This window comes from Bacillus sp. NMCC4 (assembly GCF_002998555.1).
Lineage (GTDB): Bacteria > Bacillota > Bacilli > Bacillales > Bacillaceae > Bacillus.
Window position 1 is genome coordinate 332,494 of record NZ_PVRA01000002.1, and the last position, 16,354, is coordinate 348,847.

Annotated in this window: 17 protein-coding genes; all 17 read left to right on the top strand. The window is 41.9% G+C overall.

What is annotated here, in order from left to right; all coding sequences use genetic code 11:
- Nucleotides 1–26 precede the first annotated feature (26 nt).
- Nucleotides 27–2,060, top strand: a complete 2,034-nt coding sequence (gene flhA / locus C6Y02_RS05980; protein WP_034662346.1) for a flagellar biosynthesis protein FlhA — start codon at nucleotides 27–29, stop codon at nucleotides 2,058–2,060.
- The gene (gene flhF / locus C6Y02_RS05985) at nucleotides 2,060–3,175 is read left to right on the top strand and encodes a flagellar biosynthesis GTPase FlhF (protein WP_106030841.1); all 1,116 of its coding nucleotides are present in this window, start codon (nucleotides 2,060–2,062) and stop codon (nucleotides 3,173–3,175) included. The genes flhA and flhF overlap by 1 nt, the downstream gene beginning before the upstream one ends.
- Nucleotides 3,172–4,077 (top strand): MinD/ParA family protein, encoded by a 906-nt coding sequence (locus tag C6Y02_RS05990; RefSeq protein WP_106030842.1) that lies wholly within the window; start codon nucleotides 3,172–3,174, stop codon nucleotides 4,075–4,077. The genes flhF and C6Y02_RS05990 overlap by 4 nt, the downstream gene beginning before the upstream one ends.
- Entirely contained in the window at nucleotides 4,074–5,147 is a 1,074-nt protein-coding gene (locus C6Y02_RS05995; protein WP_106030843.1) for a protein-glutamate methylesterase/protein-glutamine glutaminase, read from the top strand. Before C6Y02_RS05990 ends, C6Y02_RS05995 begins: the two co-directional genes overlap by 4 nt.
- A gap of 5 nt (nucleotides 5,148–5,152) precedes the next feature.
- On the top strand, nucleotides 5,153–7,183 hold the full coding sequence (locus C6Y02_RS06000) for a chemotaxis protein CheA (RefSeq protein ID WP_106030844.1): 2,031 nt from the start codon (nucleotides 5,153–5,155) through the stop codon (nucleotides 7,181–7,183).
- 24 nt (nucleotides 7,184–7,207) lie between these two features.
- Nucleotides 7,208–7,669, top strand: coding sequence for a chemotaxis protein CheW (locus C6Y02_RS06005; RefSeq protein WP_034662331.1), 462 nt, complete (start codon nucleotides 7,208–7,210; stop codon nucleotides 7,667–7,669).
- Between the two features lie 12 nt (nucleotides 7,670–7,681).
- Nucleotides 7,682–8,308, top strand: coding sequence for a chemotaxis protein CheC (locus C6Y02_RS06010; RefSeq protein ID WP_034662328.1), 627 nt, complete (start codon nucleotides 7,682–7,684; stop codon nucleotides 8,306–8,308).
- Complete coding sequence (locus tag C6Y02_RS06015) at nucleotides 8,308–8,808, top strand: chemotaxis protein CheD (protein ID WP_106030845.1); 501 nt, start codon at nucleotides 8,308–8,310, stop codon at nucleotides 8,806–8,808. The genes C6Y02_RS06010 and C6Y02_RS06015 overlap by 1 nt, the downstream gene beginning before the upstream one ends.
- A 24-nt stretch (nucleotides 8,809–8,832) precedes the next feature.
- On the top strand, nucleotides 8,833–9,600 hold the full coding sequence (locus C6Y02_RS06020) for a FliA/WhiG family RNA polymerase sigma factor (RefSeq protein WP_012009976.1): 768 nt from the start codon (nucleotides 8,833–8,835) through the stop codon (nucleotides 9,598–9,600).
- 21 nt (nucleotides 9,601–9,621) lie between these two features.
- Nucleotides 9,622–10,161, top strand: a complete 540-nt coding sequence (locus C6Y02_RS06025; protein WP_060596274.1) for a hypothetical protein — start codon at nucleotides 9,622–9,624, stop codon at nucleotides 10,159–10,161.
- Nucleotides 10,162–10,316: 155 nt separating this feature from the next.
- Nucleotides 10,317–11,051: a 30S ribosomal protein S2 gene (gene rpsB / locus C6Y02_RS06030; protein ID WP_003212093.1), complete on the top strand. Its 735-nt coding sequence runs from the start codon at nucleotides 10,317–10,319 to the stop codon at nucleotides 11,049–11,051.
- A 91-nt stretch (nucleotides 11,052–11,142) separates the two neighbouring features.
- The gene (gene tsf, locus C6Y02_RS06035; RefSeq protein ID WP_012009978.1) at nucleotides 11,143–12,024 is read left to right on the top strand and encodes a translation elongation factor Ts; all 882 of its coding nucleotides are present in this window, start codon (nucleotides 11,143–11,145) and stop codon (nucleotides 12,022–12,024) included.
- Nucleotides 12,025–12,158: 134 nt separating this feature from the next.
- Nucleotides 12,159–12,881 carry a UMP kinase gene (pyrH, locus tag C6Y02_RS06040; RefSeq protein WP_008344767.1) on the top strand — a complete coding sequence of 241 codons (723 nt, stop codon included), beginning with the start codon at nucleotides 12,159–12,161 and terminating at the stop codon, nucleotides 12,879–12,881.
- A 1-nt stretch (nucleotide 12,882) separates the two neighbouring features.
- On the top strand, nucleotides 12,883–13,440 hold the full coding sequence (gene frr / locus C6Y02_RS06045; protein WP_003212469.1) for a ribosome recycling factor: 558 nt from the start codon (nucleotides 12,883–12,885) through the stop codon (nucleotides 13,438–13,440).
- Nucleotides 13,441–13,569: 129 nt separating this feature from the next.
- Nucleotides 13,570–14,352, top strand: coding sequence for an undecaprenyl pyrophosphate synthase (gene uppS / locus C6Y02_RS06050; protein WP_034662319.1), 783 nt, complete (start codon nucleotides 13,570–13,572; stop codon nucleotides 14,350–14,352).
- 12 nt (nucleotides 14,353–14,364) lie between these two features.
- Nucleotides 14,365–15,159, top strand: a complete 795-nt coding sequence (locus C6Y02_RS06055; RefSeq protein WP_060596276.1) for a phosphatidate cytidylyltransferase — start codon at nucleotides 14,365–14,367, stop codon at nucleotides 15,157–15,159.
- A gap of 39 nt (nucleotides 15,160–15,198) precedes the next feature.
- Complete coding sequence (gene dxr / locus C6Y02_RS06060) at nucleotides 15,199–16,350, top strand: 1-deoxy-D-xylulose-5-phosphate reductoisomerase (protein ID WP_106030846.1); 1,152 nt, start codon at nucleotides 15,199–15,201, stop codon at nucleotides 16,348–16,350.
- The last annotated feature ends 4 nt before the right edge of the window (nucleotides 16,351–16,354 follow it).

Genomic DNA, 16,354 nt, shown 5'->3' on the forward strand with positions numbered 1-16,354 from the left:
TTTGGTTTTAAAAGGAGAGAACAGGCATGGCAGCAAGAGATTTATCTGTTTTATTCAGTGTTATTTTAATTGTGGCGATGCTGGTCATACCATTTCCGCCAATGCTATTAAGTATTTTAATCATTATTAATATATCTCTTGCGCTTATCGTGCTTCTCACCACAATGAACATGCAAGAACCACTGCAATTTTCAATATTTCCATCATTGCTTTTGCTCTTAACGCTGTTCCGCTTAGGGCTTAACATCTCTACAACACGATCTATCCTATCAACTGGAGACGCTGGAAAGGTTGTAGAAACGTTTGGTTCATTTGTTGTTGGAGGAAATATACTCGTTGGTCTGGTGGTCTTCCTTATTCTGATCATCATTCAATTTGTTGTCATTACCAAAGGGGCTGAGCGTGTTTCAGAGGTTGCGGCAAGATTTACCCTCGATGCGATGCCAGGGAAACAAATGAGTATTGATGCAGATTTAAATGCAGGGATGCTGACAGAAAGTGAAGCGAGAAATCGCCGTGAAAAAGTAGCGAGAGAAGCAGACTTTTATGGTGCGATGGATGGGGCAAGTAAGTTCGTCAAAGGAGATGCCATCGCAGGTATTATCATCGTCATTATTAATATTATTTTTGGGATTATTATTGGGATGCTTCAGCAAGGAATGTCGATTCAAGAATCAGCTTCCCACTTTACATTATTAACGGTAGGAGACGGGATTGTTTCACAAATTCCTGCACTTCTCATTTCAACAGCGACAGGGATTGTCGTCACAAGGGCTGCTTCTAATGGGAACCTTGGGTCAGATATCACTGAACAGCTGTTTGCATTCCCAGCTATGCTTTACGTCACAGCAGGTACGATCTTCCTTCTTGGGTTGTTTACTCCAATCGGCGTACTTTTGACAGGACCGATCGCAGGTTTACTTGCCCTCGGTGCATACTTGATGTCAAAAAACAAACAGGATCAAGAAGAAATAGAAGAGGTACTAGAGGAACAGGCAGAGGTAGAAGAGATGAAAAGTCCAGAAAGTGTCATTCACCTTCTCCAAATGGATGCCATTGAATTTGAGTTTGGCTATGGCTTGATTCCGCTAGCCGATGCAAATCAAGGCGGTGACCTGTTAGACCGAATTGTGATGATCCGAAGGCAGCTTGCCCTTGAACTAGGTCTTGTGATTCCAGTTGTCCGAATTCGAGACAACATTGCACTTAACCCAAATGAGTATCGACTCAAAATAAAAGGGAACGAAGTGGCAAAAGGTGAGCTGCTGCTTGATCACTACTTAGCGATGTCTCCTACGCCTGATGATGATCCGATTGAAGGAATTGAAACAATCGAGCCATCCTTTGGTCTTCCGGCTAAATGGATCTCAGAAGCAGAAAAAGATCAGGCTGAGATGCTCGGCTATACGGTTGTAGATCCTGCATCTGTTGTGTCTACTCACATCACAGAGAAGATTAGACAAAACACACACGAACTGCTCGGACGTCAAGAAACGAAGCAATTAATCGATCATCTGAAAGAAAGTTATCCTGTGTTAGTGGATGAGGTGACCCCAAATCCACTAGCAGTTGGTGATATTCAAAAAGTGTTGGCAAAACTGTTGAAAGAAAAGGTTTCTATTCGAAATCTTGTCACCATTTTTGAGACGCTTGCAGACTACGGAAAATTAACGACGGATACAGATTTGTTAACAGAGTATGTCAGACAGGCGCTGGCAAGACAGATTACCGCACAATATGCAAGAGAAAATGAATCGCTCAAAGTCGTGACATGCTCAGGCCGAGTGGAAAAGGTGATTGCTGACAGCGTACAGCAGACAGAGCATGGCAACTACTTATCATTAGATCCAGAATCCTCTGAAAGTGTGATTCAATCAGTGGCGAGAGAAATTGAACAGCTTTCGCTTCGTCAGGAAACGCCGGTTCTATTGTGCTCACCTCCTATAAGAATGTACGTCAAGCAGCTGTTAGAAAGATATTTCCCGGATTTACCGGTACTATCTTATAACGAACTAGAAGCAAATGTGGAAGTACAGAGCATCGGAGTGGTGGATATCTAATGAAAATGAAAAAAATCACAGCGAATTCAATGCAGGAAGCAACGATTCAAATTAGGCAGCAGCTTGGGAAGGATGCCGTCATTTTAAATTCCAAAACCGTTGTGAAACGAAAGCTATTCGGTTTAAAGAAACAGCAAATGGTTGAAGTAATAGCTGTGCTGGATCAAGATTTTGAAGAAAGAGCGGGTAAAGGTGGACATCCTGCGCCTCCTCTTCAAGTATTTCCGAAAAAGGAGCAGGTGCAACACCGGCCTGCAGAGCCATCCTTTGCTCCTGAGGCATTGAAACCAGTACCTTCTCATACTCAGCCTTTAGAATATGCGAGGAATGAGCGGCATGCTGGTATTCTGCCCGATCCTCTCATGGCAATCGATCAAAAGCTTAAGGATCAAGGTCTTGATGATGCCATTCGAGACGAATGTCTCAAAGGTCTTTTAACGAAGGGTGCTGTCAAAGAAGATCAAATTCAAAAAGAACTTGAACAATTGCTGACAGATATGCTGCCGGCTCACACTTCTGATGAGCCGATGATTCGTTCAAAATACATTGTGCTGTTTGGTTCAACTGGGGCTGGTAAAACAACAACAATTGCAAAGCTGGCTGCCAAAACTGCCATTCAGAAGCAAAAGAAAATCGCTTTTATTACAACAGATACGTACCGAATTGCAGCGATCGAACAACTGAAAACATACGCGGAACTGCTCAATGCACCGCTTGAGGTTTGTTATTCGAGAGAGGATTTTGTGAAAGCTCAAGAGACCTTTAAAGAGTATGATCATATTTTCGTAGACACAGCCGGTCGTAACTTTAAAGAAGAAGCGTATATCAAAGAGCTGACAGACATTATTCCATTTGATGAAAGCTTTCAAAGTTTCCTAGTGATGAGTGCGACCTCGAAGTATCAGGACATGAAAGCCATGGTTAAACGATTTGAACACGTTCCAATCGACCAATTCATTTTTACAAAGGTAGATGAAACAGACACGATGGGAACAATCTTTCAAATCATTACAGACTCTCAAATCGGCCTTGGCTTTTTAACAAATGGTCAAAATGTACCTGAGGATATTCTTGAGGGTTCTCCTCTTGAATTAACAAGGATGGTCTTACAATGATGAAGCCCGACCAAGCGGAAGGTTTAAGAAAGCTCGTTCAGCAGAATCAAACGATCACACCGGCTCCTCTTGGTATAAGCGGACAGGCAAAAACGATTGCTGTCATGAGCGGTAAAGGCGGAGTAGGAAAATCAAATTTGACGCTGAATATGGCACTGTCTATCGCAAATGCAGGCAAGCGAGTGTTAGTCATCGACCTTGATTTTGGTATGGGGAATATTGATATTTTACTAGGAAAAACATCGACTAGCTCTATATTAGATGTTCTTGTCAGGAAGAAATCTATCCGAGCAGCTATGACACAAGGAACGAACAACCTTTGTTACATTTCTGGCGGAAGCGGACTTGAACAGCTGTTTTCTTTAGATAAAGATCAATGGTCGTTCTTTCTAGAGGAAATGGAAAGAATGATCTACGATTTTGATTGTATCTTCTTTGATATGGGTGCCGGCTTGTCAAAAGATCAACTGCCTTTTGTTTTATCAGCAGGAGAAGTTGTGGTTGTGACAACGCCAGAACCAACATCGATCATGGATGCCTACAGCGCAATTAAACACTTAGCTATTCATCAGTTTGAACAATCTGTGCAAATCATTGTCAACCGGTGTAAAACCCCGTCAGAAGGGTCTGAAACCTACCGGAAATTAGCAGGAGTGGTCACATCATTTCTACACAGAAAACTAGTATTTACTGGTGCTGTGCCAGATGATCCTGCGGTTCCAAAAGCAGTGGCTGAACAAATTCCATTTTATATCAAGCAGCCTCATTCAAGGCTGAGTAAAACGATCAAGATGCTGGCAGAAACACTTTATCAACAGCAGATAAGAGAGGCACAGAGAGAGCAGCATACGTTTATAGATAAGTTGTCCTCTTTTTTTAAAAGGAGGAAGGTGGACTCATGATTAGAGTGCTTGTAGTAGATGACTCGGCCTTTATGCGAAAGCTCATTAGTGATTTCCTAAGTGCCGAGCAAGAAATAGAAGTCGTCGGAACGGCGCGAAATGGGGAAGATGCCTTAAAACGGATCAAGGAACTGAATCCAGATGTTGTCACACTAGATGTGGAAATGCCTGTTTTAAATGGAACAGAAGCATTAAAACAAATTCTGGCTGAACATGACCTTGCCGTGATTATGGTGTCAAGCCAGACAAAGCAAGGGAAAGATTTAACTATCCATTGCTTAGAACTTGGTGCGTTTGACTTTGTGACAAAGCCTTCAGGAAGTATTTCGCTCGATTTGCACAAAGTAAGAGGCCAAATTGTAGAGCGAGTGCTTGCGGCAGGGATGTCAAGGAAACGCACAGAAGTGCAGATTTCTCCTAAGCCGGTGATGAAGACGCCAAGTCCAGTGGCTTTTCCTCGCCCGCAAGCAGTAAAAAGCAGCTCACTCCGAAAGATTATTTCAATCGGAACATCGACGGGAGGGCCAAGAGCACTTCAACGAGTCGTCACGAAGCTGCCAAAGGACATAGAAGCACCCATTTTGATTGTGCAGCATATGCCGGCAGGATTTACGGCATCACTTGCTACTAGGTTAGACCATTTATCTCAAATTTCGATTAAAGAAGCACAAGATGGAGATATCGCTAAAAATGGAGTGGCTTACATAGCTCCTGGTGGAATGAATATGTCACTTCATGAACAAGGGGCATCCTTAGTCATCAGGCTGTCTCCAGAGGACACGGAAAGCCGGCACAAACCTTCTGTTAACTATTTATTTGAATCCATCAGCAATATAAAGGGTTACGAGAAAATTGCTGTCATTATGACAGGCATGGGTAGTGACGGCACAGAAGGTGTCAAAAAAATGGTCGCAAGCGGTCCTACGAAAGTCATTGCAGAAAAAGAAGAATCATGTGTTGTTTTCGGAATGCCTAAATCAGTCATTAAAGCAGGCCTTGCACATGAAACAAGGCATGTGGATGACATCGCACATGCAATTATAAGCTCCATGAAAAAAGAGAGGGCGTGAACACGTTGGATGTAAACCAATACTTAGATATCTTTTTAGATGAAAGCAGAGAACACTTACAAACTTGTAATGAAAAACTTCTTGATTTAGAAAAGAACCCAACCGACTTGCAGCTAGTGAATGATATATTCAGAGCGGCTCACACATTGAAAGGCATGAGTGCAACGATGGGCTACGCTGATATGGCTCAGCTAACACATCATTTAGAAAACATGTTTGATGCCATTCGAAATGAACAAATGATTGTCACACCTGAGTCAATGGACACGATGTTTGAAGCACTTGATCACCTTGAAGCAATGGTTCAATCAATTGCAGAAGGCGGAGATGGGAAACGCGATGTCACAGAGGTTAGTAAAAAGCTAGATGTGACAGGAAGCCATGCTGAGGCAGCTCCTAGTGTTGAAACAGCGGATGTATCAGCTACGGCTGCTAACGACTTAGACTATAACGAATTTGAACGAACAGTGCTTGATGAAGCGAGGGAACAAGGCTTTAAATGTTATGAACTCAATGTGACATTAAGTGACGCATGCTTATTAAAAGCCGTTCGTGTCTATATGATCTTTGAAAGACTGAACGAAGCAGGCGAGGTCGTCAAAACAGTTCCAAATGCAGAACTTTTAGAATCAGAAGATTTCGAATCTGAATTCAGTATTTCTTATTTATCTAAACAACCGATGGATGAAGTGAAAAAAATCGTGATGGCGATCTCAGAAGTTGAACATGTTGAGATCTCAGAAGTCTCTGCATTTGAAGAAGCTGCTCAAGCTGAAAAACAAGAGGCAAAACCTGAACAGGAAAAAGAAGAAGTATCTGTGCCTGCTGCGAAAGCACCAGCAAGCGATGCGCCAAAAGCAAATGGCAATAACGGTGCAGCTGCCGGCGGAACAAAAACGATTCGTGTCAACATTGACCGTCTCGATTCTCTAATGAATCTATTTGAAGAACTGGTGATTGACAGAGGCCGTTTAGAGCAGATTGCAAAAGAATTAGAAAATAACGAACTCACAGACACCGTTGAAAGAATGACACGTATTTCTGGAGACCTGCAATCGATCATCCTGAACATGAGAATGGTACCTGTGGAAACAGTGTTTAACAGATTCCCGCGTATGATTCGTCAATTGACAAAAGAGCTGAATAAGAAAATTGAACTGATCATTGAAGGTGCTGAGACAGAGCTTGATCGAACAGTCATCGACGAGATTGGAGATCCGCTCTTACACTTACTTAGAAACAGTCTAGATCACGGAATTGAATCGCCAGAAGAACGTGTGAAAAAAGGCAAGCCAGAAAAAGGCACCGTTCTATTAAAGGCGTATCATAGCGGAAACCACGTCTTCATTGAAGTAGAAGATGATGGCGGCGGAATTAACCGTAAGAAAGTGCTTGAAAAAGCATTAGAGCGCGGGGTTATTACAGAAAGAGAAGCAGAGACGCTTGAAGATCATCAAATTGATTCATTGATCTTTGCAGCAGGTTTCTCTACAGCTGATACGATTTCTGACATCTCAGGCCGCGGTGTAGGCCTTGACGTTGTGAAAAACAAGCTGGAATCACTAGGTGGATCTGTGAGCATCAACTCAACAGAAGGACAGGGCTCACTATTCTCGATCCAGCTTCCGCTTACATTATCGATTATTTCCGTTCTTCTTGTGAAACTGGAAGAGGAAACATTTGCGATTCCGATTTCTTCTATTATTGAAACGGCTGTCATTAAGAAAAGCGACATCCTTCAAACGCATGATCGTGAAGTGATTGATTTCCGCGGATTTATCGTACCGGTCGTGTACTTGAAGAAACAATTCCACGTACCAAATGCGAATGAATTAGAGGAAGAACTGCACATCATCGTTGTTCGTAAAGGAGATAAGCTGACAGCATTTGTGGTCGATTCATTTATTGGTCAGCAAGAGGTTGTATTGAAATCACTAGGAGATTACCTGCCAAACGTGTTTGCGATCTCAGGCGCAACAATCCTAGGCGACGGTCAAGTTGCACTCATCGTTGACTGTAATGCACTGATCAAGTAAAAAACAATAGAGGAGCGGTCTGAAATGAGTACAGATATCAAAACTGGCGAAAAGATGATTGTGTTTATCGTAAACAAAAAAGAATACGCCATTTCAGTATCAGAAGTAAAGTCCATTGAAAAATGGCAGCAGCCAACAAGAGTCCCTGGCGTTGCCCCTTATATATGTGGTGTTATTAATCTGCGCGGTGTCGTGACACCTGTCATCGACCTTAGAGTCAGACTTGGATCAACTGACAACGACATTACAGATGAAACAAGAATGATTATTGTACAAGTTGGTGACATTGAAGTCGGCTGGATTGTTGATGAAGCGAATGATGTCATTACAGTCCATCAAGAAGAAGTAGAATCTTCTCCTGAATCAGCTGAAAAAGAAGGACAATCATGGGTGACAGGTATCATTAAGCATGATCAGCGTCTATTTAATATCATTCATCCTGGTGCCGTCCTCGACAAGAGCGTTCAAGATGCACCTGTTCATTAAGGAGGATGTGAAATGAGCATTTTCAATGAAATAAAAGATGAACAGCTGGATGTATTAAGAGAGGTTGGGAATATTGGAGCAGGCCACGCCGCGTCTGCTCTTGCCAGCCTATTGGATCGCAAAATAGATATGGCTGTTCCGTTTGTCAAGGTTCTCTCGTTTGAAGAATTAATGGATTTCTTTGGCGGTGCAGACCTCCCAGTTGCAAGTATTTTCCTGCGGATGGAAGGAGATTTATCCGGCTCTATCTTTTTCATTATGCCATTTGAGCAAGCAGAGCAATTTGTAAGAGAGCTTGTACAGGATCCGGCATTTGATATTGATACCATTCACGAGCATGTGATGGGGACGTCAGCACTACACGAGCTGGGAAATATTTTAGCAGGCTCTTATTTATCAGCCCTTGCCGATTTAACAAAATTGCAGCTTCACCCAAGTGTTCCAGATGTTACGCTCGATATGTTCGGGGCTGTCATTAGTGAAGGGTTAATGCAATTCAGCCCTCTAGGGGATCAGGCAATTGTGATTGATACATCGATTTTTGATGATCAAAATAAGCAAGAGCTGAAAGGAAATATGTTTCTATTACCAGACTTTGAATCGTTTGAAAAACTATTCAAAGCATTAGGTAACCTGTAATGAACGTTCAGATTCCGGCAGTTGTAAAGGTTGGTATAGCGGATGTTCAGATTGTGAAAACACCGGACCGCATTCGGACATCCGGACTTGGTTCTTGTGTAGGACTTGTTCTGTTTGATCAAGAAAAAAAACTGGCAGGTCTTGTCCATGTCATGCTTCCAGACTCATCCCTTGCAAAAGGGGCAGTGGAGAACTTGGCTAAATATGCAGATACAGGTGTCAAGCATACAATTGATCTGCTTCTTAAAGAAGGAGCACGCAAACATGCGCTAAAGGCAAAACTTGCTGGCGGCGCAGAAATGTTTAAGTTTAAGTCAACCAATGATCTGATGAGAATTGGACCTAGAAACGTATCAGCTGTTAAAGAACATCTGTCTCTTTATCGCATCCCGATCATTAGTGAGGATACGGGCGGGAACAATGGCCGTACGATTGAATTTGATCCGCTTACGACAGAGCTTGAGATCCGCACTGTGAAGCAAGGCACTATGAAGATATAACTAAGGAAGTATAGGGGGAGAAAGATGCAATCCTTAAATTACGAAGATCAGGCGCTATGGGCTAGATGGAAAGAGTGGAAGGACCCAGCTGCTGGAGATGATCTTATGCGCCGCTATATGCCGCTCGTCACATATCATGTTGGAAGAATTTCCATCGGACTCCCGAAGTCAGTGCATAAAGAAGACTTGATCAGTCTAGGGATGCTCGGTTTATATGATGCCCTTGAAAAATTCGACCCCGGAAGAGATCTGAAGTTTGATACATATGCATCCTTCAGAATCCGCGGGGCCATCATCGACGGTCTTCGTAAAGAGGACTGGCTGCCTCGTACATCAAGAGAAAAAACAAAAAAAGTAGAAGCGGCTATTGAAAAGCTTGAACAGCGCTATTTACGAAATGTGACGCCGACAGAAGTGGCAGAGGAACTTGGCATGAGTGAACAGGATGTTGTCACAACAATGAATGAAGGTTTCTTTGCGAATCTGCTTTCAATCGACGAGAAGCTGCATGATCAAGAAGACGGTGAAAACGTCCAAGTCATGATTCGCGACGAGAAAACAGTGACACCTGAAGAGAAGATGCTGAAAGATGAATTAATAGAACAGCTTGCTGAAAAAATGACCGAGCTATCGGAAAAAGAAAAGCTCGTGATCAGTCTTTTCTATAAAGAGGAACTGACGTTAACAGAAATCGGTCATGTGCTCAATTTATCGACCTCGCGCATTTCGCAAATTCATTCAAAGGCATTGTTCAAGCTTAAGCATCTGCTTGATAAAGCCATTCAATCTTAAAGAGTTAGTGAGTGAAAAAATATGTTATGGCTGATTAGCTTCATGCTTCATGCTGCACTTATTTATTTTGTGATCATTTTATATACGAGAATGAATTCGCTGAAGATAACTGAACAAAAGCAGCGAGAACTTCTAGAAGAAACGGAAAATACCCTGGCTGCATTTTTGATGGAAGTCAAAGAAGAGAATGACAAACTATCAAAAGTGGCAGCCGCTTCCCCTGATTTTTCTGCTGAAGAGCTGAAATCGGATTTTCAGACACCAAAGCAGCCACAACCACCAATTGAATCCCAGCAATCGGTAGAAAGTGAAGATCCAGTACCAGAGCACTTGTCGGCTCTCCTTAGTGAAGTTGAAGTGCAGGAAGAGAAGGTAAACGAACCCGTTCCACATCTTGAATCAGAAGCTTCTGTGCCTTCTGAAAGTGAAATAGAAGAAACATTCGAGGACCAAGTGAAGACCTTATATGACAAAGGGCATTCGCTAGAAGAAATAGCGAAAGAACTGAAAACGGGCAAGACAGAAATCGAGCTTTTATTAAAATTTAGCGGAAAGCTGTAAAGGATTCTTGATTGTCAGTCCATCATGTGTTATATTATTTCTTGGTGTTAAATACACACGCTTAATGATTCGTATGAAGGTGCTGCCGTGGCGCAGTTTTATGTGAACATGACTTGAGCGGAGGAAAAAAAACCATTATATTAGGAGGCAACAAAATGTCAGTTATTTCTATGAAACAATTGCTAGAAGCTGGTGTTCACTTCGGTCACCAAACGCGCCGTTGGAACCCAAAAATGAAGCGTTACATCTTTACAGAGCGTAACGGTATCTACATCATCGATCTTCAAAAAACGGTGAAAAAAGTAGAAGAAGCTTACAACTTCACGAAAAACCTTGCTGCTGACGGAGGGAAAATCCTTTTCGTTGGTACGAAAAAGCAAGCACAAGATTCAGTGAAAGAAGAAGCAATCCGTTCTGGTATGTTCTATGTGAACCAACGCTGGCTTGGTGGAACTTTAACAAACTTTGAAACAATCCAAAAACGTATCAAACGTTTAAAAGATATTGAAAAAATGCAAGAAAACGGTACATTCGATGTTCTTCCTAAGAAAGAAGTCGTTCAACTGAAAAAAGAATTAGAGCGTCTTGAAAAATTCCTAGGCGGAATCAAAGACATGAAAGGTCTTCCGGATGCACTTTTCATTATCGACCCTCGTAAAGAGCGTATTGCAGTTGCAGAAGCTCGTAAATTGAATATCCCAATCATCGGTATCGTTGACACAAACTGTGATCCAGACGAAATTGATGTTGTGATCCCTGCAAACGATGATGCAATCCGTGCTGTAAAACTTCTAACTGCTAAAATGGCAGATGCGATTCTTGAGTCTAAACAAGGCGAAGAAGAAGCTGTTGTAGAAGAAACGACAGAAACTGAAACAACAACTGCGTAACCTATTCAAAAGGTGATAAGAGGGAAATGCCTTTTATCACCTTTTTTTCACCTAGTAATCCGTGTTTTAACATAGAAGGAGGAAATGTAAAATGGCAATTACTGCTCAATTAGTTAAAGAACTGCGTCAAAAAACTGGTGCAGGTATGATGGACTGTAAAAAAGCGTTAACAGAAACTGATGGTGACATCGACAAAGCAATCGATCTTCTAAGAGAAAAAGGAATTGCAAAAGCTGCGAAAAAAGCAGACCGTATTGCTGCAGAAGGATTAACTCTTATCAAAACTGACGGCAACACAGGCGTGATCCTAGAAGTGAACTCTGAGACTGATTTCGTTGCGAAAAACGAAGGATTCCAATCACTTCTTAACGAACTTGCTGATCATTTGCTTGCTGCTAAACCTGCAACAATTGAAGAAGCTCATGCTTCTAAAATGGAAAACGGTTCAACTGTTGAAGAGCATATCACATCTGCAATTGCAAAAATCGGAGAGAAAATCACTCTACGTCGTTTCTCTGTTATCACGAAAGAAGATAACGCAGCATTCGGTTCTTACTTACACATGGGCGGACGCATCGGTGTGTTAGCTGTTCTTAACGGAACAACTGACGAAGAGCTTGCAAGAGACATTGCAATGCACGTTGCTGCTGTAAACCCTAAATACATTTCTCGTGACCAAGTGTCAGAAGAAGAAGCAAACCGTGAGCGCGAAGTATTAACACAGCAAGCGCTTCAAGAAGGAAAGCCTGAAAATATCGTAGCTAAAATGGTAGAAGGCCGTCTAAACAAATTCTTCGAAGAAATTTGCTTACTTGACCAAGCATTCGTTAAAAACCCAGATGAAAAAGTGAAACAAGTAGTAGCTGCGAAAAACGCAAGCATTCAAACTTATGTTCGCTATGAAGTGGGCGAAGGTATTGAAAAGCGTCAAGACAACTTTGCTGAAGAAGTTATGAGCCAAGTGAAAAAATAATGTTTGAAAAGCTCTCTGGGGCTTTTTTAGGGAGCACAAGCACTGTGTTCCCTATTTTTTAGAGGATATTGATTTACAAAAGACAGTTTCTTACGCATAATAAGAGACGGTATAGTTTACACTTGGAGGTTATCATGAGCAAACCGAAATATAATCGCATTGTACTGAAGCTAAGTGGCGAAGCACTAGCAGGTGATGCTGGAAATGGAATTAACCCAACTGTCATTCAATCAATTGCAAAGCAAGTAAAAGAAATTGCAGAGCTTGATGTTGAGGTTGCAGTTGTTGTAGGCGGAGGAAACCTTTGGCGCGGTAAGACAGGCAGTGACTTGGGAATGGACCGTGCAACAGCAGACTACATGGGCATGCTGGCAACAGTGATGAATTCACTCGCGCTACAGGACAGCCTAGAAACGCTTGGCATTCAGTCTAGGGTACAAACCTCTATCGAAATGAGACAGGTTGCAGAGCCATACATAAGAAGAAAAGCGATCCGTCATCTTGAGAAGAAACGTGTCGTGATTTTTGCTGCAGGTACTGGTAACCCTTATTTCTCTACAGATACAACGGCAGCACTTCGTGCAGCAGAAATTGAAGCAGATGTCATTTTAATGGCGAAAAATAATGTAGACGGTGTCTACAGTGCTGATCCTCGTACAGATGCGGATGCAGTAAAATATGATAAGCTTTCATATCTTGACGTGTTAAAAGAAGGGCTTGCTGTAATGGATTCTACTGCGTCCTCATTATGTATGGACAATGACATTCCATTAATCGTATTCTCCATTATGGAAGAAGGAAATATTAAACGTGCCGTAAATGGCGAATCAATTGGAACGATTGTGAGGGGGAAATAACGTGTCAAAAGAAGTATTGAACCAAACGAAAGAAAAAATGGAAAAAGCCGTTCAAGCATACGGACGTGAACTAGCAACTGTTCGTGCGGGCAGAGCAAATGCTTCATTGCTTGATAAAGTGACGGTTGATTATTACGGTGCACAAACACCACTCAACCAAATCGCGTCAATCACAGTGCCAGAAGCACGTATGCTGATTATCACACCTTATGATAAAACAGCCATCGGTGATATCGAAAAATCGATCCAAAAGTCTGATCTTGGCATCACGCCAACAAGTGACGGAAATGTGATCCGCATTGCGATTCCTGCACTAACAGAAGAAAGACGTAAAGAGCTTGTGAAAGTGGTAAGAAAATATTCAGAAGAAGCAAAAGTAGCTGTTCGTAATGTTCGTCGTGATGCAAACGATGAGTTGAAAAAACTTGAGAAAAATGGTGAGATCACTGAAGATGAATTAAGATCATCGACAGAGGATGTTCAAAAATTGACAGATGAATATGTCGCTAAAATTGATGACGTGACGAAAGATAAAGAAAAAGAAATCATGGAAGTTTAAGAAAAAACTATGTACAATAGATAATAGTGAAAAGACCCTCTTCATGTTTACAGGGGGTTTTTTTGTTAATACTGTTGGTGACTATATTATTAGCGGGAACGCAACCTTTTTGGGTGATGGAGGAATCTCATGCTCAATATACTCAAAAATTGGAAGAATCAGCAAACTGCTGCTTCCAACTTAGAAAGCCTGACAAAAGAAGACATATTAAATGGAGAAATTCCTGAACATATCGCCATTATCATGGATGGGAACGGAAGATGGGCGAAAAAACGTGCTCTTCCACGGGTAGCAGGACATCATGAAGGAATGAAAGTCGTCAAGCGCATGACAAAGCTTGCAAATGAGCTGAATGTCAAAGTGCTGACTTTGTATGCTTTCTCTACGGAAAATTGGAAACGTCCAAAACTAGAAGTAGACTTTTTAATGAAGCTTCCTGAAGAATTTTTGAACATCTACCTGCCTGAACTCATCGAGGAAAATGTCCGTGTGCGCTTAACAGGTGATCCAGACGGCCTCCCGCAGCATACGAAAAGAGCGGTAGAGAACGCAGTAAAGAGTACGGCGAATAACGACGGACTCGTTTTGAATTTTGCGCTCAACTATGGAGGGCGCACAGAAATCGTCTCCGCATGCAGACAAATTTCTGAAAAAGTCAAAGAAGGTAAGCTTCAAGCAGAAGACATCACAGAAGAGATGTTTTCAGCTTATTTAATGACAGAATCTCTTCAAGATCCGGATTTGCTTATTCGCACAAGTGGAGAAATTAGATTAAGTAACTTTATGCTTTGGCAAATTGCATACAGCGAGTTTGTCTTTACGGATGTGCTTTGGCCTGACTTTTCTGATGAGCATCTTATAGGCGCTATCGGAGAATACCAGCGCCGCGGCCGGAGGTTCGGTGGAATTTAGAGGGTGGTGCAGATGAAACAAAGAATTTTGACGGGTGTTTTGGCAGCTGCAGTCTTTTTACTTGCGGTTATATATGGACAGATGCCATTTACCCTGCTGATTTACTTAATGGGAAGTGTCGCTCTCTTTGAGCTTCTAAGAATGAAAAAGATATCGATTTTCAGCTTTCCTGGTATTGTCAGCTTAATATTGCTTTGGCTTTTAATGGGCGGAGAGAACAGCTTCTTCCCGAACGTAGACGCATCAAAAATGCAAATTGCTTTATTTGCAGTCTTAATCCTTTTAACTTATACAGTGTTGAGCAAAAACTCTTTCACATTCGATGAGGTTGCTTTTGTTGTATTAGCGACATTATATATTGGCGTCAGTTTCTATTATTTCATCCAAATTAGAGGCTTATATGGCATGAGTGCGATCTTCTTCGCAGCAGTGATTATTTGGTCCACTGACTCAGGTGCATACTTTATTGGGAAATCTATGGGGAAACGAAAGCTCTGGCCAGAGATCAGTCCAAACAAAACAGTAGAAGGATTTATCGGCGGAATCGTCACAGCGGTCGTGTTGTCATTTGTGTTTCAGGCGGTTACAGGATTTTTGCCATCATATCTGCTTGTTATGTTTATTACTCTTTTGCTCAGTATCTTTGGACAGCTTGGCGACCTTGTGGAATCTGCTTTAAAGCGTCATTATCACGTAAAGGATTCAGGGACAATTCTCCCTGGACATGGCGGGATTTTGGACAGGTTTGACAGCTTTTTGTTCGTTCTGCCGTTTTTATATTTACTGCTCGCAACGTTTGCCAGCTAACCTCATAGAAACTTATTGAACGAGAGAAGGAGTGGCAATTTGAAATATATTTCGCTATTAGGCGCAACAGGATCAATTGGAGAACAAACATTAGATGTGATTAGGCAGCACCCAGACAAATTTAAGCTGAAAGCCATGACATTTGGCCGAAATGTAGATAAGGCCATTCCAATCATAGAACAGTTTCAGCCTGAATTTGTCGGATGTTTAAGTGAAGAGACTTATCAGACGCTAAAAGGTCATTCATTTGAATACGATGTCAAGATGGCTGCTGGTGATGAAGCCAACATCGAGGCAGCGACCTATGATGCAGTGGACGTTGTGGTCAATGCACTTGTAGGAAGTGTTGGGCTTGTTCCAACATTAAAGGCCATTGAACAAAAAAAGACGATTGCACTCGCAAATAAGGAAACACTTGTCACAGCTGGTCATATAGTAAAAGAGTACGCGAAAACATATGATGTACCTTTACTTCCTGTCGATAGTGAGCATTCCGCTATTTTTCAATGCCTGCAAGGTGAACAAGCTAAAAACATTGAACGCTTAATCGTGACAGCTTCAGGTGGTAGTTTCCGAGATAAAAAACGAACTGAACTTGAAGGTGTTACGGTTGAAGAAGCGCTGAACCACCCAAACTGGTCAATGGGAGCGAAAATTACCATTGATTCAGCGACGATGATGAATAAAGGGCTCGAGGTGATTGAGGCACATTGGTTGTTTGATATACCGTATGAACAAATTGATGTGCTGTTACATAAAGAGAGCATTATCCATTCGATGGTGGAATTTCACGATAAAAGCGTCATGGCTCAGTTAGGGACACCAGACATGAGAGTGCCCATTCAATATGCACTCACATACCCTGACAGGGCGCCATTACCAGAAGCGAAATCATTGAAACTTTGGGAGATTGGACAATTGAATTTCCAAAAAGCGGATTTTGACAGGTATCGCTGCTTACATTTTGCTTATGAATCAGGTAAAATAGGAGGGACAATGCCTGCTGTGCTCAATGCAGCAAATGAAATGGCAGTTGATGCATTTCTGAAAGGCAAAGTAACGTTCCTGCAAATTGAAGAATTGATTGAAAAGGCACTAAATAGACATCATGTGATTTCAACGCCTAGTTTGCAAGATATCCATGAAGTGGACAAAGATACACGAGACTTTGTTCAATCAATCCTCACATAAGGTG